Source organism: Streptomyces sp. NBC_01016 (assembly GCF_026341035.1).
GTDB lineage: Bacteria > Actinomycetota > Actinomycetes > Streptomycetales > Streptomycetaceae > Streptomyces.
This window is the reverse complement of record NZ_JAPEOQ010000002.1, coordinates 3,432,592-3,453,062: the sequence shown is the minus strand read 5'-3', so window position 1 is coordinate 3,453,062 and position 20,471 is coordinate 3,432,592. Positions and strand designations below refer to the sequence as shown.

Annotated in this window: 16 protein-coding genes; 6 read left to right on the top strand and 10 right to left on the bottom strand. The window is 70.8% G+C overall.

The window, feature by feature from the left end; translation table 11 throughout:
• The first annotated feature begins 117 nt into the window (after positions 1 to 117).
• Complete coding sequence (locus tag OG746_RS42415; protein WP_266724500.1) at positions 118 to 1,326, top strand: oxygenase MpaB family protein; 1,209 nt, start codon at positions 118 to 120, stop codon at positions 1,324 to 1,326.
• Between the two features lie 33 nt (positions 1,327 to 1,359).
• On the opposite strand, the gene OG746_RS42410 is transcribed toward OG746_RS42415, so the two are convergent.
• Positions 1,360 to 2,532 carry a TetR/AcrR family transcriptional regulator gene (locus tag OG746_RS42410; protein ID WP_266724498.1) on the bottom strand — a complete coding sequence of 391 codons (1,173 nt, stop codon included), beginning with the start codon at positions 2,530 to 2,532 and terminating at the stop codon, positions 1,360 to 1,362.
• Between the two features lie 226 nt (positions 2,533 to 2,758).
• Between OG746_RS42410 and OG746_RS42405 the strand changes: the two genes are divergently transcribed.
• The 3 genes from OG746_RS42405 (at position 2,759) to OG746_RS42395 (ending at position 7,211) form a co-directional block, all read left to right on the top strand.
• Positions 2,759 to 3,964, top strand: coding sequence for an EfeM/EfeO family lipoprotein (locus tag OG746_RS42405; RefSeq protein ID WP_266724496.1), 1,206 nt, complete (start codon positions 2,759 to 2,761; stop codon positions 3,962 to 3,964).
• Positions 3,940 to 5,184 (top strand): iron uptake transporter deferrochelatase/peroxidase subunit, encoded by a 1,245-nt coding sequence (efeB, locus tag OG746_RS42400; protein WP_266724494.1) that lies wholly within the window; start codon positions 3,940 to 3,942, stop codon positions 5,182 to 5,184. The genes OG746_RS42405 and efeB overlap by 25 nt, the downstream gene beginning before the upstream one ends.
• Positions 5,185 to 5,342: 158 nt before the next feature.
• A complete protein-coding gene (locus OG746_RS42395; protein WP_524540534.1) occupies positions 5,343 to 7,211 on the top strand; it encodes a phospholipase C in 1,869 nt (622 codons plus the stop codon).
• Between the two features lie 73 nt (positions 7,212 to 7,284).
• Here the strand turns inward: OG746_RS42395 and OG746_RS42390 are convergent, their stop codons facing one another.
• From OG746_RS42390 to OG746_RS42375, 4 genes are all read right to left on the bottom strand, one after another.
• The gene (locus OG746_RS42390; protein WP_266724492.1) at positions 7,285 to 8,412 is read right to left on the bottom strand and encodes an FAD-dependent oxidoreductase; all 1,128 of its coding nucleotides are present in this window, start codon (positions 8,410 to 8,412) and stop codon (positions 7,285 to 7,287) included.
• 188 nt (positions 8,413 to 8,600) lie between these two features.
• Positions 8,601 to 9,248, bottom strand: coding sequence for a class I SAM-dependent DNA methyltransferase (locus tag OG746_RS42385; RefSeq protein ID WP_266724491.1), 648 nt, complete (start codon positions 9,246 to 9,248; stop codon positions 8,601 to 8,603).
• 127 nt (positions 9,249 to 9,375) lie between these two features.
• Entirely contained in the window at positions 9,376 to 10,482 is a 1,107-nt protein-coding gene (gene menC / locus OG746_RS42380; protein ID WP_266724490.1) for an o-succinylbenzoate synthase, read from the bottom strand.
• Positions 10,479 to 11,309, bottom strand: coding sequence for a chorismate synthase (locus OG746_RS42375; RefSeq protein ID WP_266724489.1), 831 nt, complete (start codon positions 11,307 to 11,309; stop codon positions 10,479 to 10,481). The genes menC and OG746_RS42375 overlap by 4 nt, the downstream gene beginning before the upstream one ends.
• Positions 11,310 to 11,427: 118 nt before the next feature.
• Between OG746_RS42375 and OG746_RS42370 the strand changes: the two genes are divergently transcribed.
• Positions 11,428 to 13,005, top strand: a complete 1,578-nt coding sequence (locus tag OG746_RS42370; RefSeq protein ID WP_266724487.1) for a PucR family transcriptional regulator — start codon at positions 11,428 to 11,430, stop codon at positions 13,003 to 13,005.
• Here OG746_RS42370 and dapE read toward each other — a convergent pair.
• Entirely contained in the window at positions 12,994 to 14,133 is a 1,140-nt protein-coding gene (dapE, locus tag OG746_RS42365; protein WP_266724485.1) for a succinyl-diaminopimelate desuccinylase, read from the bottom strand. The genes OG746_RS42370 and dapE overlap by 12 nt on opposite strands.
• A gap of 164 nt (positions 14,134 to 14,297) precedes the next feature.
• Here dapE and OG746_RS42360 point away from each other — a divergent pair, with 164 nt between their 5' ends.
• Positions 14,298 to 15,764: an APC family permease gene (locus OG746_RS42360; protein ID WP_266724483.1), complete on the top strand. Its 1,467-nt coding sequence runs from the start codon at positions 14,298 to 14,300 to the stop codon at positions 15,762 to 15,764.
• Positions 15,765 to 15,776: 12 nt separating this feature from the next.
• Here OG746_RS42360 and OG746_RS42355 read toward each other — a convergent pair whose 3' ends face one another.
• Genes OG746_RS42355 through OG746_RS42340 form a run of 4 tightly spaced genes read right to left on the bottom strand, consistent with a single transcriptional unit; the run spans position 15,777 to position 20,457 of the window.
• Positions 15,777 to 17,276, bottom strand: a complete 1,500-nt coding sequence (locus OG746_RS42355) for an FGGY-family carbohydrate kinase (protein WP_266724481.1) — start codon at positions 17,274 to 17,276, stop codon at positions 15,777 to 15,779.
• Positions 17,277 to 17,304: 28 nt separating this feature from the next.
• Positions 17,305 to 18,153, bottom strand: a complete 849-nt coding sequence (locus tag OG746_RS42350; RefSeq protein ID WP_266724479.1) for a carbohydrate ABC transporter permease — start codon at positions 18,151 to 18,153, stop codon at positions 17,305 to 17,307.
• Positions 18,143 to 19,102, bottom strand: a complete 960-nt coding sequence (locus OG746_RS42345) for a carbohydrate ABC transporter permease (protein WP_266724477.1) — start codon at positions 19,100 to 19,102, stop codon at positions 18,143 to 18,145. The genes OG746_RS42350 and OG746_RS42345 overlap by 11 nt, the downstream gene beginning before the upstream one ends.
• Complete coding sequence (locus tag OG746_RS42340) at positions 19,099 to 20,457, bottom strand: ABC transporter substrate-binding protein (RefSeq protein WP_266724475.1); 1,359 nt, start codon at positions 20,455 to 20,457, stop codon at positions 19,099 to 19,101. Before OG746_RS42340 ends, OG746_RS42345 begins: the two co-directional genes overlap by 4 nt.
• Between the last annotated feature and the right edge of the window lie 14 nt (positions 20,458 to 20,471).

The window sequence follows — 20,471 nt, the reverse complement described above, 5'->3', positions numbered from 1 at the left end:
CTATGTTAATCAGAAATCACATCCTGGAACAAGATTTGAAGCGTGGCGGAGAACCCCAACGCCCAGCACATCCGGGCTTGTTGAACCGCCTGGCCAACCAGGGAAGCGAGTAAGTCAATGACAAATCTGAGCCGCAGAAACATCCTGTCGCTCGGTGCCGCGCTGGGACTCGTGGGCGCGACGGGTACGGCCACCAACGCATGGGCCTGGTCGCCGACGGGCTCGGTCGCGGGCGCCGGAGCGGGCACCGACCCCGAGTACGTGTGGGACGACGAGATCGACCCGCTGATGGCCAAGATCATCACCAGCGGTCAGGTCCCTGCCGTCAACAAGGCGATGGGGCCGTGGGTGAACAACAGCGACCCGCTGCCCAGCGGCCTGCCGTCCGAACTCCACACGTATCTGCAGGGTGTCAACAAGCTGCCGTCCTGGGCGGATCCGAAGAAGCTCGCCCGCGCCGCCGACTTCAACCGGCGCAAGGACACCTACCTCTTCCTGCTCTACGGCCTCGGCAGCGGGATCATGAGCACCGTGATCCCGCGCGAGGCGAAGAGCGTGTACTGGTCCGCCGGCGGCGCCGACATGCAGGATCGCGCGGCCAAAACATTCACGTTCGGCTACGACCTGGCCCAACTGAAGGGCTTCGAGCCCGAGGGCCAGTTCGTCGTCACCGCCAACAAGACGCGCCTGGTGCACGCCGCGGTGCGGCACATGCTGCCGCAGTCCCCGCACTGGTCGGCGGTCGCGGACCAGAAGATCCCGATCAGCAACGCCGACATCCTGGTCACCTTCCACAGCCTCGGCACGTTCGTGCGCAGGAAGCTGCTCGACTGGAAGGTGCCGTTCTCGGCCGAGGACCAGGAGGCCTTCCTGCACAGCTGGCAGGTCGCCCTGCACCTGCTCGGCGTGCGCACGGAGTACATCCCCAAGTCGTGGGACGAGGCGGACAAGCAGTCGGCGCAGGTACTCACACCGATCCTCTCCCCCACCACCGAGGGCATCGAACTCGCTGAGGATCTCCTCGGGTTGACCGCACAGGTCGACCTCGGCGTCACGCGCGGGTTCCTCAACGAGTTCGTCCGCTACGTCCTCAGCAACGAGATCGGCGACTGGCTGGGGCTCAAGCGCGACTACGCATCGGCGACGCTGATCCGCACCGTGTGGCCGGCCTTCATCCTCTTCCGTGAGGGACTGAACCCCATCGCGCCCAGCGCGTTCTACATGTTCGACCAGTTCATCCGCGCGCTGGCCATGGCGTTCCTGAACAAGGGCGCATCGGGGCAGACCACACCCATCGTGATCCCGACGCACAACCGGCAGGACTAGCCACTCCCCCACGCGGGCGTTGGGGCTCACCGCTCAGAGCCCCAGCGCCCGCACCACAAGTCCCGCCACCGTGGCGCGGTGCTCGGGGCTGTCCCGCCACCGCATGCTCCGCCCGGCCTCGACCACGACGCCGAACCCGGCGTGCACCAGGACGCGGGCCTGACGCGGGTCGAGCTCGGGGCGCGCCGCCCTCAACTGCTGTTCCCATACGGCGATGTGCTCGCGCTGCGCCAGGATCGAGGGGCGCCGCAGCTCGTCCGGCAGGCCGATGAACTCCGCCTCCGCGACGCTCGTCAGCGCAGTGTGCTCGAAGCTGTACGCCACGTACGTGGCCGCCAGCGCCGCCACCGCCTCGTGCGGGTCGGCCGTCCCCTCCAGGTTCTGGTCCACCGCCTGGGCGAGCAGTCCCGCCGCTTGCAGGCAGGCAGCCGCGAGGATGTCGACCTTGCCCGGGTAGTGGCGGTAGAGCGCGGACGGGGCCAGGCCCACCGCCTCCGCGATCTGGCCGTTCGTGACGTTGGCGAACCCGTCCCGCGCGAACAGCGGGACGGCGGCCGCGAGGATCTCCGCGCGCCGTGAGCGCGCCACGGGGAGCGCCGGCAGTTCGATGGCCCGCTCGCTCCCCTTGGCTGCCGGGGCGGGGTCCGGGTCCTGCTCGACCAGCCGCAGGGCGCACGTCAACAGCAGTTCCTCGGCCCGGCGTTGGGCGATGGACGTGTGGTGCATCGTGATCGAGCCGATCGCGCCGAGCGCCGCCACGACACGCAACTCCACGCGCCCGCCCGGATGTTCCCTGCGCACCGCCTCGGTCACCCGCCCGACGACGCGCGCGAACTTGCCCCGGAGCAGCCCCCGGTCCTCGCGGTTGAGGTACCGGGCCTCCCACCGGTACACGCCACCCTCCGCGCGGCGCTTCACGGTGATCCGGACGAGGGCCCTGAGCAGCTCCGCCGTGTCCGCCTCGGGCGGCAGCTCGTCGAGCGTGGCGACGAGCCCGTCCACCATGGCGTGCGCGCACTCGGAGAACAGCGCGTACTTGTTCGGGAAGTGCCGGTACAGGGCCGCCGCGGTGATGCCCACTCCGGCGGCGATGTCCTCCATGGACGCCGCGTGATACCCGCGTTCGCTGAAGAGTCGCCCGGCCGCCTCGACGATCAGCTGCCTGCGGTTGCGGGGACGAGTGGCCGGCATCGGCTCCGCGGTCATGACCGGGCTGACGAGTGCGGGGGCAGAGACAGGGGCGGGGCCATACGAGCCAGTCAATCACACGCCGGGACACGCGCCATGGCGTGCGCGGACCTCCTTGCGGACGAGCGTGTACACGATCTCGCGTCAACTCTTGGTCATGATTTTCGGGGGACTGCTGTTCGCGTGGAGTGTGCCGCTTAGCATCGGGCCGTCCCGCACGGTACGACCCCCTTGGGAGGCCCGGATGTCGAGGCCCGGCGACGGGTGGCGGCGCAGACAACGGTGGCTGTTCACCGGGGCACTCGTCCTGCTGCTGTGTCTGCTGGTGGCCAATGTCATCGCGCTCACCCAGGGTGACCACGACCGCGGCGATTCCTCCGGCGGCCCGCCGCGCACGCTGGTCGAGGTGTCCGGGAGCCACTGCGGCAAGGGCTGGGACGCACCCGCGCCGGGCGTGCAGGTCTTCGCGCTGCACAACACCTCCGCCGCCTCCGCCGAGGTGTTCCTGGAGAATCCGCGCAGCCACGTCATGTACGGCGAGGTGGAGGACATCGGTCCCGGCACGACACGGGAGTTGACGGTGCGGCTCGGCAGGGGCGCGTACGCGTTCAAGTGTCTTCCCGAGGACGCGGACGCCGTCACCGGTCCCACGGTCCGTATCCGCAAGGGGCGTTCGGGGCCCGCCGCCGCGCCGGTCACCACGCACGACCTGATCCCGCCGTCGATCGCCTACCAGAAGTGGGTCGGCGACGGGCTCGACAAGGTGGTCCGCCTTACGGGAACGCTCCGCGACGCCGTCGACGAGGGCGACCTCGGCGCGGCCCGCACCGCATGGCTGCCCGCCCACCTCCAGTACGAGCGGATGGGCGCGGCCTACGACGCGTTCGGCGACGCCGACGGGCGGATCAACGGCACGGACGCCGGGCTGCCGGACGGCGCCCACGACAAGGACTTCACCGGCTTCCACCGCGTCGAGTACGGGCTGTGGCACGGCCAGTCGGCACACGAACTGCGGTCCCCTGCGGCCGCGTTGCTGAAGGCGGTCACCGCGCTGCGCGAGGACTGGGCGCAGGCCCGGATGGACCCGGTACAACTGGGCCTGCGGGCGCACGAGATCCTGGAGAACACGGTGCAGTTCGAGCTGACGGGGCGCACGGACTTCGGCAGCGGCAGCAATCTCGCCACGGCCCGCGCCAACGTGGACGGCACCCGCGAGGTCCTCTCCCGCCTGCACCCGATCCTGACCCGGCGCTACGCCCACCTCCCGTCCCTGGAACGGGACTTGAAGCAGGCCGGGCAGACCCTCGACGGGCTGCGCCACGACGACCACTGGCCACCACTGGAGGAGCTGAGCCGGGTGCGGCGCGAGCGCGTCGACGCCCGGTTCGGGGACCTCGTCGAGCGCCTCGCCTCGGTGGCGACGCTGTGCGATCCGCGGAGGACGGTGTGAGCGGGGCGGGCGGTGTCGGGCGGCGGGGACTGCTGCGGGGTGCCGCACTCGCCGGGGTCGGGCTCACCGCGGGCGGCGCCGCGGCCCCGGTCGGAGGGCCGGTCGACATCCCGGCCGCACCCGTCGCCGCGTTCCACGGCGTCCGGCAGGCCTCCGTCGTCGCGGCGCAGCGCCGGGCGACCGCGTTCGTCTCCCTCGATGTCACCGCCGACGGGCGGGCCGAACTCGCGGACGCGCTGAGGGCGTTGACCGACCGCTGCCGCTTCCTCGCCTCGGGCGGGACGCCGGAGCCCGCCGGAATCACCGCGCCGCCGGCCGACTCGGGGGTCCTCGGCGAGCGGCTGCCGGGCGGGGCGCTCGCGGTGACCGTGGGCGTCGGGGAGTCGCTGTTCGACGAGCGGTTCGGGCTCGGCCGGCGCAGGCCGCGCCGGCTCACCTCGATGCCCGCGTTCCCCGACGACGACCTCCGCCCCGACTGGTGTCACGGCGACCTGAGCCTGCAACTGCACGCCGACGACCGCGACACGGTGCTGCACGCGCTGCGCGACATCGCCCGGCACACGCGCGGTGTGCTGCAGGTGCGCTGGCGCATGGACGGCTTCACCAGCCCGCCGCGCCCCTCGGGGACGCCGCGCAATCTGCTGGGGTTCAAGGACGGCACCGCCAACCCGGACACCGCCGACGCCCGCGCGATGGACCGCCTGGTGTGGGTCGGCAAGGACGGCGGTGAGCCGGAGTGGGCCGTCGGAGGCAGCTACCAAGTGGTCCGGCTGATACGGATGTTGGTGGAGTTCTGGGACCGCGTCTCGCTCAGCGAGCAGGAGCGGATGTTCGGGCGTTCCCGCGCGTCGGGCGCGCCGCTGGACGGTGACGCGGAGCACGACACCCCGAAGTTCGTCGACGACCCCAAGGGCGACGTCATCCCGCTGGACGCCCACATCCGGCTCGCCAACCCCCGCACCCCGAACACCGCGGGCCAACGGATCCTGCGCCGCGCCTACAACTACGACCGGGGCACGGACGCCAACGGCAACCTCGACATGGGCCTGCTGTTCTCCTGCTACCAACAGGATCCGCGGCGGCAGTTCGAGACCGTGCAGAAGCGGCTCGCGGGCGAACCGCTCACCGACTACATCTCCCCGTTCGGCGGCGGCTATTTCTTCGCGCTGCCGGGCGTGCGCGACGCCGACGACTGGTACGGCCGAGCCCTGCTGTCCTGAGGCAACTCCCAAGCGGACCTCACCGCTACGGAAAGCTTGCGCTCACAAGCGGTCAACAGGTGGTCAAGATCTGCCCGTTGATATAGATGCAGGGTTCACTCAAGTGCCACCGTACATGCGCATGCACGCCGTCGACGTGGGTCGGAGGACGCACATCCATGGACAGCAAGGCACGTAGATCCGGGTCGGTGACCGGCGGATCGGTGACCGGGAGATCAGTGGTGCGAGGCCTGGGCGCGTTGGCGGGAGCCGCCGCGCTCACCGTGCTCGGCGGGGCCTCCCCCACGTGGGCGGCCGCACCCGCGGGGCACGCCTCCGGCACCGCCACTCCCATCAAGCACGTGGTCGTGCTCTTCGACGAGAACAACTCCTTCGACCACTACTTCGCGACGTATCCGAAGGCCGCGAACACCGACGGCACGAAGTTCACGCCGGCCAAGGGCACGCCGAAGAACATCGACACCCTCGCGCACGCGGGCCTGCTGAAGCAGAACCCCAACCAGTACACCCCGAAGCGGCTGACCCCGGACCACGCGGTGACCTGCGACCAGAACCATTCCTACGGTCCCGAGCAGTACGCGTACAACGGCGGCAAGGCCGACAAGTTCGTGCAGAACACCGAGGTCGACAAGTGCAGCGGCGGCCTGTTCGGCGAACCGGGCCTGGCGATGGACTACTTCGACGGCAACACCGTCACCGCGCTGTGGAACTACGCGCAGCACTACTCCCTGAGCGACCGCTCCTACGGGTCGAACTACGGCCCGTCGACGCCCGGAGCCATCAACCTGGCCTCCGGGAACACGCACGGAGTCATCTCCACCGACCCGGCCTCCAGCACCGAGAACCCCAAGCAGACCGATACGCCCGACAAGACCGCGGTCCAGTCGCCGGACGCGCACGGCGTCGGCACGATGATCAATGACCCGGACCCGTCGTTCGACGACTGCTCCGACAAGAACCACACCGCGGCCAGTGCGCTCGCCACCATGCAGGGCAGGAACATCGGCGACCTGCTCAACACCCGCAAGGTGTCCTGGGGTTGGTTCCAGGGCGGCTTCCGGCCGAGCTCCGCGTGGAACGGCGAGGACGGCTCGTACGCCAAGTGCGAGGACGCGCACGCCAATGTCGGCGGCGCGTCGACCCTCGACTACAGCCCGCACCACAACCCGTTCGCCTACTACAAGACGACGGCGAACCCGCACCACCTGGCGCCCACGAGCGTCGCGGAGATCGGCCACGCGGGCCGCGCCAACCACAATTACGACCTGACCGACTTCGCTGCCGCCGCGAAGGCGGGCCACCTCCCGGCCGTCAGCATGGTCAAGGCCAGCGCTTACCAGGACGGGCACGCCGGCTACTCCGACCCGGTCGACGAGCAGCACTTCCTGGTGAACCAGATCAACGCGGTGCAGAGCTCGCCGCAGTGGAAGTCGACCGCGATCGTCGTCGCGTACGACGACTCGGACGGCTGGTACGACCACGCCTACATCCCGCCGCGCAACGGTTCGAAGGACACCACGGTCGGCTCCAACGGCAAGGCCGCCGACTCCCCCGCCTGCCAGAACGGCCCGGCGGCAGCCGGGGGTTACCAGGACCGCTGCGGCCCCGGCACCCGGCAACCGCTGCTCGTGATCTCCCCGTACAGCAAGGTCAACAAGGTCGACCACACCATGACCGACCAGGCGTCCATCATCCGCTTCATCGAGAACAACTGGCACACAGGACGGATCGGCGACCACTCCTTCGACGCCACCGCGGGTCCGCTGTCCGGCATGTTCGACTTCAAGCACCCCAACAACAGACAGCTGCTGTTGAACACGGACGGCTCGGTGAAGTCCGAAGGCGCCCTGCACGCCGTCGCCCCGGTCACGACACACATCACGCCGGGCCCGCCGATGGAGAACACGGCCGCGACGACCGACGACTTCCCGGTGCTCCCGGTGAGCCTCGGTGTGGCCGCGCTGCTCGCCACCGGCGCCACCGGCACGTACCTCACCCTGCGACGCAGGCAGCGCACCGCCGCCTGACGTCGCGCCCCCAGACTGCCCGGCACGGCCCAGCGCCCCCTGGACCGTGCCGGGCGGGTTCCGTACTTCCGCATCATTCGGCGGCGTCCGCCGCCTTCGCACGGTGAAGCTCGGCTATCAGCTCCTCCAGCGAGTGGTCGTCATCGTCGGCCCCGTGGGTCTCGGCGGTGCGGGCGAACATGGCCTGCTCGTACGCGGTCAGCGCGGCTTCCACGTCGCCGGGGTGTGCGGCGATCGCCTGCCCCAGCTCGGCTCCGTCCACCATGGCCAGATTGGCGCCCTCGCCGTTCGGGGGCGCGAGGTGCGCCGCGTCGCCCAGCAGAGTGATACCCGGCACCCGCTCCCACCGATGGTCGGTCGGCAGCGTGTACAGGCGGCGCAGGGTCGGTGCGTCGTCGGCCTCGGTGATCAGCGCGGTGAGCTCGGGCGCCCAGCCGTGGAACTCCTCCGCGATGCGCTCGGTGACGGCGGCGTCGGTGAAGTCGATGGCGTCGAACCACTCCAGCGGCTCTTCGAGACCCACGTAGGCGTGCAGGGTGCCGCCCCGCTCGCGGTGCGCGAAGAGCTCCCGGCCCAGCTTCATCGAGATCATCATCCCGCCGCCGACCGACTTCGCCGTGGCCGGGTACCGGGTGTCGGACTCGTACAGGTAGGTCTCGACGACCGACTTGCCGGAGTACGCGGGTGTGGCCGCGGAGAGCAGTGGGCGGATCCGGGACCAGGCGCCGTCCGCGCCGACCAGCAGGTCGGTGACGACGGTGGATTCGTCGGCGAAGGTCACCTCGTGGCGTCCTTCGCCGAGGCTGCGGGCGCCGCTGACCTTGTGGCCCCAGTGGACGGTGCCGGCCGGGAGGGAGTCCAGCAGGATCTGTCGCAGTTCGCCGCGGTAGACCTCCGGGCGGCCGCCCGTGCCGTCGTCGTCCTTCTCGAACAGCACGGTGCCGTCCGGTTCGAGGATCCGCATGGCCTCGTGGCCCTCCAGGACGAGCGCGCGGAACTCGTCCATCAGGCCGGCCGCTTCGACGGCGAGCTGGCCGTTGTAGTCGTGGATGTCGAGCAGCCCGCCTTGCGCACGTGCGGTCGGCGAGGACTCGGCCTCGTAGACGCTGGCGGGTATGCCGTGGAGGTGCAGGACGCGGGCGAGGGTGAGCCCGCCGAGACCGGCTCCGATGATCGTGACGTGCTTGCTGTCCGTGGCCATGGGTGGGGTCCTTCCGGATCGTACGTGGGCCGCGGGGCGTGGTGCCCGCGGCCGGCGCCGTTGTCCCACGGCGCCTGCAGCCACCAATCTCCCTGCGGCCCACGACAGATCACCTACAGACCACCGACCGCCGCCGACAACTCACCGACAGCGGCACCACACACGCCGGAACCCGCCGGGCGGATCCGTCAGCGCAGCACCTCGAACGCCCAGTAGTCCGCGGGCCCTTCGGCCGTGTACGGCACGTCGCGCCGCCGCTCGACGACCTTCAGGGCGCCGTCGTCCGCCTGCCGCTGCACGTACTCGACGAAGTCCGAGCCGGCCAGGTACTTCGAGAAGGTGCTCATCAGGACGAGGCCGCCCGGCTTGGTGACGCGCAGCAGCCCCTGCACCCCGGTCGGCGGCACGTGCCCCAGCGTGAAGACACCGCAGCAGACGGCCACGTCGTAGCTGTCGTCCGCGTACTCCACCAGGCCCCGGTTCATGTCCACGCCTGCGGTGAGCGAGCGGTAGATGCCGGTCTTGCGGGCCTCTGCGACCATGCCCTCGCTGAGGTCGAAGCCGTCGATCACGGTGACGCCGCGCCGCGCGAGCACGCTCCCGACGAGGCCCGTTCCGCAGCCCGCGTCGAGGACCACGGACCCGGCCCCGATCGCACCCGGATGGTCGCCCGCCATCGCGTCGAACAGCTCGCCGATCTCGTGGGGGCCCCGGTAGTCGGTGGTGCGCAGGTCCTCGTCGTACGAGGCCGCCCACTCTCCGTAGTACGAGTCGATACGGTCGGGAACACCCTCGAGACCGTGCGCCTTCTTGATCCGGTCCTGGCTCTCTGACACCCAAGTCTCCCTTGTCGTCGGACGGTTCACGCCCCCGGCGGGCCCGCTTCGACCCGCCCAGGGGTGACCGTCACGCCGCTACCCGGAAAGACCGGATCCGAACATGACCCGGGTGTCGACCCACCGGTTACAGCCAGTGGGTGGCGGTGGTGAAGCGCGCGAGGGTCTCCGGCAGCGGGTCGATGCCGATTCCGGGGCCCGAAGGCACCGACAGGCAGCCGTCCTTGTCGAGCACGAACGGCTCGGTGATGTCCTCCGCGTAGTAGCGGCTTGAGGCCGAGGTGTCGCCGGGCAGCGTGAAGCCGGGCAGCGCGGCGAGCGCCAGGTTGGGGGCCCGGCCGATGCCCGTCTCCAGCATGCCGCCGCACCACACCGGCACACCGTTGGCGACGGCCACGTCGTGGATGCGGCGGGCCTCCAGATAGCCGCCGACACGGGCCGGCTTGACGTTGATGACCCGGCAGGCCTCCATGGCGATGGCCGTGGCGGCGTCCCGCGCGCTGTGGATCGACTCGTCCAGGCACACCGGCGTCGCGATGCGCTGCTGGAGCCGGGCGTGGGCGCGCAGATCGTTCTCGGTGAGCGGCTCCTCGATGAGCAGCAGCCCGAACTCGTCCAGTTTCCGCAGGTGTTCGGCGTCGGCGAGGGTGTACGCGGTGTTGGCGTCCACCTGCAGCGGCAGCGCGTCGCCGAAGCGCTCGCGCACCGCGCGCAGCGGCTCCAGGTCCCAGCCGGGCTCGATCTTCAGCTTGATGCGGACATAGCCCTCGGCCAGATACTCCTCGACGTCGTCGAGGAGTTCAGGGATGGAGTTCTTGATGCCGACGGAGACACCCGCGGGCACCTTCTGCCCGGTGGCCGAGCCGAGGTACGTGGCCAACGGCATGTTGTGGGACCGCAGTTCGGCATCGAGCAGCGCCGTCTCGAGGGCGGCCTTCGCCAGCTCGTTGCCCTTGACCGGTTCCATCGCGGCCCCGGCGGCCGCCGCCCGCGGCTCGGGGAGCGCCTTGACGCGCGGCAGCAGGAAGTCCCGGATGACGATCTCGGCACCCGCGATGAACTCGGAGCAGTACAGCGGGTCGGGGTCGCCTGCGAACTCCGACCAGCCCTCCGCCTCGTCGGTCACCACGTGCAGCAGGAAGGCGTCCTTGCTGTCGACGCTGCCGAACGAGGTGCGGAACGGCTTGACCAGCGGAATCGCGATGTGCAGCAGCTCTACGCGTTCGATCTTCATGCCTGGTCCTCCCGGGCGGTGGAAGCAGAGGATGGGGTCTCCCCTGCTCGAGCGGAGCCGAGAGCTTGGGGAAGGGTGAGCAGGTACCAGCCGTCGCGGGACATCGCGGTCGCCCGCAGCCCCTCCGCGTACGCCGAGGTGAAGACCTCGCGCACGGCGTGCCGCCAGCGCAGCGCGGTGTCCGGGTCGCTGGCGCGCAGAGCGACGATGTCCTCCGGGACACGGCACCACAGGCGGTTCGCGTCGCGGGCGGCGAGCGTGCCGCCGTCCGGGGCCTTGGCGAGCACGGCGGCCTCGGCGCGGCCATCGGCCGGGTCGCCGGCCCCCGGGGCGTCGGCCGTCAGGTCCCACAGGGCGGTGAGGCGGTCGGTCTCGTCGCCGTTGTTGATGCCGTCGTCCATCGGCCCGTAGAAGTCGACCTGGTACTCGCTGGCGACGGCGCCCAGCTTCACGAGGTTGAAGCGGGCGTTCCTGGCGACGAGCGGGTCGAAGGTCCAGCGCATGGTGCGGGCGCCGCGTTCGAGCGCCCAGGTGCGCTGGGCCTGCTTCACGAGGTAACCGGTGCCGCGGTCGGAGGTGGCGGCCGCGGCGGCCAGCGAGTAGATGTCACGCTCGGCCGGCGGTCCGAACACCGCGACCGAGGCGCCGACCACGGCGCCGCCCGACCGGGCCGCGTGCACGGCGCCGCCCGCGTGGGCGACGCTGTGCAGCACATCGGTGTGGAAGGGCGGGGCGTCGCGGGGCATCTGCCACACGTCGGCGAGGAAGTCGGCCACCGCCCGCAGTCCCGCCACGTCGTCGACGGTCGAGGTCGTCAGATCGTTCATGGCCACGAGTCTCGGGGCGGACGGCGGGGAGGTCCTTGTGATGGTGGCCAATCATCGGCGTCTAGCCTGTTGCGATCGGACAATCCCCCGGCTGCCGCCTTCGACGAAAGGTTCACCCATGGACACCTGCACGCTGGGAAACCTCCTCGACGCGCTCGGCGGCTCCACGCTGCGCCTGCTCAGCGCCCCGCACGGCCGCACCGTCCCGGTCACCGAGGTGCTGCTGCACGACCCGCACACCCCGCTGCCGGAGCGGGCGCCGGGCGCGCTGCTCCTCGCCGTCGGCGTGCGCGCGGGCGAGGCGGGGCCGCTGGTGCGCGACGCCGGGCGGGCCGGGATGGCGGGCGTCGTGGTGCGCGGCGACGGGTCTGACGCGGTGCCGGACGCCGAGGCGGCGGGTGCCGCGCTGCTCGGGACGGACCGGGACGCCGCCTGGCACCAGGTGTTCCAGCTGCTGTCGTCCGTCGTCGGCGCGCACGGCACGCGCACGGCGCCGCTGGGCGAGGACGCGCTGCCCGGTGATCTGTTCGCGCTGGCCAACGCCGTCGCGGCGGCCGTCGGCGGGGCGATCGCCGTGGAGGACCTCGGCCGCCAGATCCTCGCGTACTCGACCGTCCCCGGCCAGCCCGTCGACGAGACCAGGCGGCAGGGCATCCTCGGCCGCCAGGTCCCCGGCAGTCCGGAGAACGACGAGGACTACCGCCGCCTGTACGCCGCCGAGGGCCCGCTGAAGATTCCCGGGGTGACCGCCGACGAGCTGCCCCGCCTGGCCACCACGGTGCGCGCCGGGGGCGAGCTGCTCGGCTCGATCTGGGCGGTGGACACGGGGAGCCTGGCCGCCGACGCCGGGGACGCGCTGCGCCAGGGCGCCTCGGCCGCCGCGATGCTGCTGCTGCGGGCGCGGGCCGCCGACGAGCTGGCCCGGCACCTGAGCAGCGACCTGCTGCGCCGCCTGCTCGACGGCTCCATCGAACCGGCCGCCGCCGCGCACCGCCTCGGACTCGCGCCGGACGCCCCGGTGCGGGTCGCGGCGTTCGCGCTCGCCGGGGCGGCGACCGCGCAGGACGGTGGGCAGGCGGCGCTGCGCCTGCTCGACCTCGTACGGCTCCAGTGCCAGACCCGGTACGGGCAGCACGCCTGCGTCCTGCTCGACGGTGTGGTGTATGCGCTGCTGCCGGTGGTCGGGGCCGCCGATCACGCGGCGGACCGGCATCTGCGGATCGCCGAGGACATCGTGCGGCGCGCGGAGGAGGCGCTGCGGATCTCCGTGCGGGCCGGGCTCGGGCACGCGGTGCCTGGTGTCGCCGGGGTCCGGGACTCGCGCGACGACGCCGATCTGGTGCTGCGCGTGCTGGGGGCCGGGCAGGTGGCGGACGCCGGTCAGGTGCGGGCACAGACCTCGCTGCTCGTGCTCGGCGAGTTCCTGGCCGACCGCAGGGACCAGGAGGCCGGGCCCTGGCGGGACGTTCTCGCGCACGACGCCGAGCACGGCACCGAGTACGCCCGTACGCTCATCTGCTGGCTGGACGCGGGCTGCGACGCCGGACGGGCGGCGGAGAAGCTGGTCGTGCACCCCAACACCTGCCGCTACCGGCTGCGCAAGGTGCAGCGGCAGCTCGGCATCGACCTCGACGATCCGGACCAACGTCTGGTGCTGTGGGTGCAGTTGCGGACGCTGGCGGGGCTACGCGGCTGATTCCTGGGACAGGAGCCACCCGCGCAGCCGCTCCTCACACTCCCGCAGCTCCGCCATCGACACGAACTCCCCCGGAGTGTGCGCCAGTTGGGGGTCGCCGGGCCCGCAGTTCAGCCCCGGTACGCCGAGCGACGCGAAGCGTGCCACGTCGGTCCAGCCGAGCTTCGGGCGCGGTTCGACGCCCAGGGCCTTGACGAGTCCGGCCGTCATGGCCCTGTCGAGACCCGGCAGCGCGCCCGGCTCCACCTCCGTGACGCGCACCTCGTACTCCGGGAAGAGCCCGCGCACGTACGCCTCCGCCTCCTCGGGCGAACGGCTGGGCGCGAAGCGGAGGTTGACGGTGACCACGCACTCGTCGGGCACGACGTTCGACGACACCCCGGCGCGCACGGCGACGGCGTTGAGGCCCTCGCGGTACTCCAGGCCGTCGATGGTGATCCGCTCCGGGACGTGCGCGTGCAGCCGGGTGAGGACCTCACCGGCGAGGTGTGCGGCGTTGCTGCCCATCCAGGCGCGCGCGGTGTGCGCCCGCCGCCCCGGCACGACGATGTCGGCGAGGAGGAAGCCCTGGCAGCCCGCCTCCACTCCGCCGCCGGAAGGTTCGAGGAGCAACGCGAGGTCGCCGTCCAGGAGTTGGGGCCTGTGCGCGGCGATCACGGCGAGGCCGTTGCGGTCGCCGGCGATCTCCTCGCACTCGTAGAAGGCGAAGGTCACATCGCGGGTCAGCGATCCGCGCGCCTCCGCCGCAGCGGCGGCCAGCTTCAGCGCGACCGCCACGCCGCCCTTCATGTCGCAGGCGCCGAGCCCGTACAGCCGCTCGCCGTCGCGGCGCGCCGGGAGGTTGTCGGCCGCCGGGACGGTGTCGAGGTGTCCGGCGAGCACGACCCGCTCGGGGCGGCCGAGGTCGGTGCGGGCGACGACGGAGTTGCCGACGCGCTCCACCTCCAGGCCCGGGAGCGCTCGCAGCGCCTCCTCGACGGCGTCGGCGAGCGGACCCTCGGCGCCGCTCTCGGAGGGCATGTCGACCAGTGCCTCGGTGAGTGCGACGACGTCGGCGGCGAGGTCGAGGGGCACGGCTGATCTCCTTCGCGTCTGCGGTGCGGGGTGTCCGCGGGGTGCGTCCACCATGCTCGGACGACCCTACCGGCAGCGGGTTGTGACATCGGCCAAGACCCCGTGCGGCACTTGTGCCGATCGGCCAATGTGCGGGGCCCGCCGGTCCCGAAGGATCCGGGGCCTCACCGACCGCACGGCGTCCCGGTCGCCGTGTCACTCGTCGTACAGGAGGACCCATGGGCCCAGTGGCCACTCAGCTGTTGCGCCGCAAACCCCTGGACAGCATCGTCGCTGCCGCCGAGGGCGAGGGCGATCCGCACGAAGGACCCCGCCTGGAACGCACCATGGGTCTGGGACGGCTGACGCTGCTCGGGATCAGCTCCGTGCTCGGCACCGGCATCTTCTTCGTCCTCGGCACGAGCGTGCCCACGGCCGGTCCCGGCGTCGTGCTGTCGTTCGTCATCGCGGGCACCGTCGCCGCCCTCGCGGCGCTCTGCTACGTGGAGTTGGCCGGGGCGATCCCCGTGGCGGGCAGCACCTACTCGTACGCGTACGCCTCGCTGGGTGAGGGCATCGCGTACCTCGTCGCCTGGTGTCTGGTCCTGGAGTACGGGGTGGCGGTGTCCACCGTCGCGGTCAGCTGGGGCCAGTACCTCAACGAGGTCTCGGACGCGCTCTTCGGTGTCACGCTGCCCGACGCGATCAGCCAACCGCCGGGCGCGGGCGGCATGGTGAACATCCCGGCGATCGTGGTCGTCCTGGCGTGCACGGCGCTCCTCGCCCGCGGCACCCGGGAGTCCATCCTGGTCAACTCGATCCTGGTGTGTGTGAAGCTCGCCGTCCTCGTGATGTTCGCGGCGGTGGCCCTCACCGCCTTCCGGGCCGACCGCTTCGCCGACTTCGCGCCGCACGGCCTGGGCGGCATCACCGCGGCGGCCTCCGCGGTCTTCTTCTCGTACGTCGGCTTCGACACGGTATCCACCGCGGGCGAGGAAGTACGCAACCCCCGCCGCACCATCCCGCTCGCGCTCCTCCTGACACTCCTCGTCGTGACGACCCTCTACATCCTGGTCGCGGTCGCCGGCATCGGCGCGCAGCCGGAGGGGGCGTTCGCGCGCCAGGAAGCGGCCGGCGAGGCGGTGCTCGCGTCGATCCTCACGTCGGTCACCGGCTCCGGCACCGCCGCCCTGATCCTCTCCGCCGGCGCGGTCGTCTCCATCTTCAGCGTCGTCCTGGTCACCCTCTACGGGCAGACCCGCATCCTGTTCTCGATGGCGCGGGACGGCCTGGTGCCCCAGGTCTTCCGCAGGGTCGACCGCAAGCGGCACACGCCCGCGGCCAACTCCTGGATCGTCGGTGTCGCGGTCGCGGCGCTCGCCGGGTTCGTGCCGCTCCAGGAGCTGGCCGACCTGACCAGCATGGGCACGCTGATCGCCTTCGTGGCGGTGGCAGCGGCGGTGATGGTGCTGCGCCGCATCGCCCCTGACGCCCCGCGCCCCTTCCGGGTCCCGCTCTACCCGGTGGTGCCGATCCTCACCGCCGCCGCCTGCGCCTACCTCGCCTACCAACTGCCGGGCCCGACCTGGACGTTGTTCCTGTGCTGGCTGGCCCTGGCGGCCGCGCTGTACCTGGCGTTCGGGCGGCGCAGGTCGGCGCTGCGGGAGGAGGTCGAGCGGGAGAGGTCGGCCACAGCGGCGAGTTGAGCACGGGGCGACTCAGCGGGTCTGAAGGTCGGCCAGGGCGTGCGTCACGTCCGCCGACGCCGGGTAGAGGTCGCGGTAGAGGGCGTACAGGTCGTCGTAGCGGGCCGTCACCTCGGGGCGCGGCGCGAGGCGTTCGGCGACGGGGTTCCAGTCGTCGATGCGGGCGTCGTCCGCGACGAGCTGCGCGGCGAGCAGGGCCCCTCCGTAGGAGGCTCCGACGGAGGTCGTCCGCACCTCCTGCGTGCGGCCGGTGACGTCGGAGACGATCTGGGTCCACAGCCGCCCCTGCGTGCCGCCGCCGACGGCGACGACGCGGCGGATGTCGCCGCCCGCGGCTTCCAGCGCCTCGATGTTGTGCCGCACACCGAAGGCGGTGGCCTCCAGGGCGGACCGGTACAGGTCGCCTCGTGTGTGGCCGAGAGTGAGACCGGCGATGACACCACGGGCGCGCGGGTCGTCGACGGGGGTGCGCTCCCCGGCGAAGTACGGCAGCATCAGCAGGCCGTTCGCGCCGGGCCCCGACTTCTCGGCGAGGCCCAGGAGTTCGGGGTAGGCGACGTCGCCGAACAGGTCGCGCAGCCAGCCGGTGACGGCGCCGGATGTGGCCATGCCGCCCGCGAGGTTGCGGGTGTCGGGCAGCGCGCCGACCGTGCTCCACAGCGCGGGGTCGCGCAGCAAATCGGGCACGGTGTGCACGAGGAACATGGTCGTGCCGTACATCAGCATCAGGTCACCGACGCCGTGCGCACCGACGCTGAGCGCCTCGGCCCAGGCGTCGACGGTGCCGGTGGTGACGGGGATGCCGGCGGGCAGGCCCGTGGCGCGGGCGGCCTCGGCGGTGACGGTTCCGGCCGCCTCGCCGGACCAGCGCAGCGGCGGGAGTTCGACACCGGGCGCGATCCGCTCGGCCCACGGCGCGTACCAGTCGCGGGCCAGGGTGTCGTAGAGCGGGGTGCACTGGCTGGCGGAGTGGTGGTCGAGGACGTAGGCGCCGGTGAGCTGGCGGGCGAGCCACGAGCTGGGCATGTAGAGACGGCGGGCGCGGGCGAACACCTCCGGCTCCTCGTCGGCGACCCACGCAACCTTGGCGCCCGCCGCCTGCGAGGTGAGCCGCGATCCGCACCGCTGGACGATCTCGTCCGCCCCCAACTCCCTTTCCAGGCGCTCGATCTGGGCGACGGAGCGGGTGTCGACGCCGTACAGGATCGCGGGCCGCAGCGGCATGTCGTCGGCGTCGGTGAGCAGCACGCACGGCCCCATGCCGCTGACGCCGACGGCGACCACGTCCGTTTCCTCGGCGGACGTCAACTCGCGCGCGAGGGACACGAATTCGTCCCACCACACCTCACCCGGCATCTCCACGTGCCCCGGGGCGGGACGGTCGACGGCGTGCTCGCGGACGGCGGTGCGCAGCACGGTGCCGTCCAGGGCGACGAGGATCCCCTTGCTGCTGGACGTACCGATGTCCACGCCGATGACTGCGGATTGGGGCTGGCGCCAGGGCTGAGTCATGTGGTCACCCTTTCTGGTTCTGCTTCTTCTACTTCAGGCCAGAGGTCTTGATCGATTCGACCATCTGGCGCTGGAAGATGAGGAACAACGTCAGCATGGGGATCACCGCGATCACGGCGGCGGCGAGGATGTAGTTCCAGTTCGCGCCGTACTGCGTAGTGAAGGACGAGATACCGACCTGGGTGACGGTGAGGTCGGTGCTGCTCGTGGACACCAGCGGCCAGGCGAACTGGTTCCAGTTCGCGAGGAAGAAGAACACCGCCAGCGCGGAGAGGATCGGCCGGGACAGCGGCAGAATGATGTTCCAGTAGACGCGCCAGTAGCCGCAGCCGTCGACGATCGCCGCCTCCTCCAGCTCCTTGGGGATGCCCAGGTAGAACTGGCGCAGCAGGAAGATCCCGAACGCGTTGAAGATGAGCGGGATGATCAGGCCCGCGTAGCTGTCCAGCATCCCGAGTTGGCGCACGATGATGAACAGCGGGATGAGCACCACGGGCGCGGTGATCAGCAGCGTCGAGAAGATGACGGCGAAGATCGAGTCGCGGCCGGGGAACTTCAGCCGGGCCAGCGCGTAGGCGGCCATGGAGTGGAAGAACAGGGCCGCGACGGTGATGACGGCGGCCATGATGAAGCTGTTCAACAGCCAGCGCCCGAAGGGTACTTCGGTGAAGACGTAGCGGAAGTTCTCCCAGGTGAAGTCGTTCGGGAGCAGCTTGCCGTCGGTGACGGTGGCGCGCGTCTTGAAGGACGAGGAAATGGCCCAGAGGATCGGGAAGAGGCTGACCAGCGACAGGACGATCCCGACGATCGTGAGCCCTCCGCGCTTACCGAAACGCGTACGGGGCGTCATGCCTGTGGTGACGGTGTCACTCTCCATCGTCGAACCTCCCGCCCTTCGTGAGCTTGAAGATGACCCAGGACAGCACGACCATGATCAGCACGAGGAACGTGCCGAGAGCGGAGGCGTAGCCGTACTCACCGAAGACGAACGCCTGTTGGTAGATGTAGAACATGGCGACGGCGGTCCCGTTGGCCGGTCCGCCGGCGGTCAGTGAGTAGACCAGGTCGAAGGTGCCGGTGATGGCGGCGACCGTGGTCATGATGAGCACGAAGAAGCTCGTGGGACGCAGCAGCGGCCAGGTGATCTTCCGGAAGGACGTCCACGGGCTCGCGCCGTCGATCTTGGCGGCCTCGTAGTACTCCTTGGGGATCTCGTTGAGGCCCGCGAGGAAAATGATCATGTAGTAGCCCATCATGTACCAGACCGTCACGAGGATGACGGAGTACAGCGCGAGGCTGGGGTCGCCGAGCCACGACTGCGGGCTGATGCCGAACGCGCCCACGATCTTGTTGGCGACGCCGGTCTGCTCGTCGAACATGAACTTCCACAGCAGGCCCGCGACGACGAGACTGAGCATGTACGGCATGAACAGGGCCGTACGGTAGACGGCCATGCCGGGCAGCTTCTGCTTCATGAGGATGCCGAGCCCGAGGCTGACGACGAAGAGCACCGGCACCATGATGACCACGTACTTCGCCGTGACCCACATCGAGGACCAGAAGTACGGGTCGTTGAACATCCGCTCGTAGTTCCCGAGTCCGATCCATTCGTACGAGCCGAAGCCCGACACCTGGAAGAAGCTCAGGACGATCGAGAAGAACATCGGAAGGATCACGAAGACGGACAGGCCGAGTCCGTCGGGCAGCAGGAAGAGACCGGCCGCGATCCACTCCCGGTGCTTGCGGCTCAGCCTGCGGCGGGGCGGGTGTTCCGCGGCGGCCGGTGGCGCGGCGGCCTGCTGCCGTTCGGTAGCGATGCTGCTCATATCAAGCTCGCCCCCTGGTAGCTCTTCATGTACGCCTCGATGGTCTGCGCGGCCCGGTCGGCCTCGGAGGCCACGCCCTTGCCGCCGAGCATGGTGGCCTGGATGGCGTCCGAGACCGCCTTGTAGACGACCGGGGGGTAGCGCGGCTCGGGCCGCCCCCCGGGGAAGATCTCGTTCTTGAACTTCTTCATCGCCCAGGAGTCGTAACCGCCCTTGGCGGTGGCGGCCTTGAGCGCCGAGGCGCGCGGCGACACATCGGACTTCACGCCGGTGCACCAGGAGACGGTGCGGTCGACGGACTTCTTGTTCATGCGGCCGAGCGCCCATCCGCAGAACTCGGCGGCGGCGTCCGGGTTGCTCGACTGCGTGCTGGCGCAGAAGGACCAGCCGCCGACGGCGGTGGAGTAGCGGCCGCCGGGCGGTGTGGGCAGCTTGAACACTCCGTACTCGAGCTCGGGCGCACCCACCTTGAACGTGTTCACCATCCAGATGCCGCTCTGCCACATCCCTGCCTGACCCGCCTTGAAGGCGCTGAGCTGGTCGCCGGCGGCCGGCTTGGTGCGTGGCGCGATGCCGTGCCGGACCGCGTCCTGCCACAGGGACAGGCCCTGGCGTGCCGCTTTGGAGTCGAACGTGACGTTGCCGTCCTTGTCGAGGACGTCGCCGCCGCCCTGCCACATCCAGCAGTACCAGGTGAAGTTCTGGTAGTAGCCGGGGTCGGTCTCGAAGACGAGCCCGGCGCCACCGCCCTTGGCGCGCAGCTTGTCGCCTGCGTCGAGGAGCCCGTCCCACGTGGTGGGGATGTCGGCCTCGGACAGGCCCGCCTTCTCCCAGTTGCGGACGTTGTAGAAGATCGCCAACGGTTCGACCTCCATCGGCAGGGCGTACACCTTGCCCTCGACCACGCGGCTGGTCAGCGACGTCCCGTAGTCCGCGACGGCCGCCCTGTCCATGTGCGGAGTGAGGTCGGCGAGGATGCCGCCGTTCTGGTAGCGCAGGAAGTCACCGGGGCTCAGCAGAAAGATGTCCGGGCCGGTACCGGAGGCGAAGGCCGTGACCATCTTCGACCCCTGGTAGCTGGTGCCGGGAACGAAGAACGGCTCGACCTTCACGTCGTGCGTGGCGTTCCAGTCGCGGATGACGTCGTCGAACCACTTGGCCTGGCCGCGCATCGCGGGATCGGAGGAGGCCGAGTCGTAGAAGTGCCAGAACTTCAACGTCCCGCCCTCGGCCTTGGCCGGCCCACCGCAACCGCTCACCAGCGGCCCGGTCGCGCCGGCCGCCGCGAGCCCGGCGGCGCCGCCGAGGATGCGGCGGCGGGACGGCGTCACGGCGCCCTTGCCGTGTCGGAGCATGGCGTGCTCCCGTC

Bases quoted from the DNA above. Each gene is read 5' to 3' on its own strand.
- OG746_RS42415 (WP_266724500.1), top strand. From the start codon at position 118: ATGACAAATCTGAGCCGCAGAAACATCCTGTCGCTCGGTGCCGCGCTG.
- OG746_RS42410 (WP_266724498.1), bottom strand. From the start codon at position 2,532: ATGACCGCGGAGCCGATGCCGGCCACTCGTCCCCGCAACCGCAGGCAG.
- OG746_RS42405 (WP_266724496.1), top strand. From the start codon at position 2,759: ATGTCGAGGCCCGGCGACGGGTGGCGGCGCAGACAACGGTGGCTGTTC.
- OG746_RS42395 (WP_524540534.1), top strand. From the start codon at position 5,343: ATGGACAGCAAGGCACGTAGATCCGGGTCGGTGACCGGCGGATCGGTG.
- OG746_RS42390 (WP_266724492.1), bottom strand. From the start codon at position 8,412: ATGGCCACGGACAGCAAGCACGTCACGATCATCGGAGCCGGTCTCGGC.
- menC (WP_266724490.1), bottom strand. From the start codon at position 10,482: ATGAAGATCGAACGCGTAGAGCTGCTGCACATCGCGATTCCGCTGGTC.
- OG746_RS42375 (WP_266724489.1), bottom strand. From the start codon at position 11,309: ATGAACGATCTGACGACCTCGACCGTCGACGACGTGGCGGGACTGCGG.
- OG746_RS42370 (WP_266724487.1), top strand. From the start codon at position 11,428: ATGGACACCTGCACGCTGGGAAACCTCCTCGACGCGCTCGGCGGCTCC.
- dapE (WP_266724485.1), bottom strand. From the start codon at position 14,133: ATGGTGGACGCACCCCGCGGACACCCCGCACCGCAGACGCGAAGGAGA.
- OG746_RS42360 (WP_266724483.1), top strand. From the start codon at position 14,298: ATGGGCCCAGTGGCCACTCAGCTGTTGCGCCGCAAACCCCTGGACAGC.
- OG746_RS42355 (WP_266724481.1), bottom strand. From the start codon at position 17,276: ATGACTCAGCCCTGGCGCCAGCCCCAATCCGCAGTCATCGGCGTGGAC.
- OG746_RS42350 (WP_266724479.1), bottom strand. From the start codon at position 18,153: ATGGAGAGTGACACCGTCACCACAGGCATGACGCCCCGTACGCGTTTC.
- OG746_RS42345 (WP_266724477.1), bottom strand. From the start codon at position 19,102: ATGAGCAGCATCGCTACCGAACGGCAGCAGGCCGCCGCGCCACCGGCC.
- OG746_RS42340 (WP_266724475.1), bottom strand. From the start codon at position 20,457: ATGCTCCGACACGGCAAGGGCGCCGTGACGCCGTCCCGCCGCCGCATC.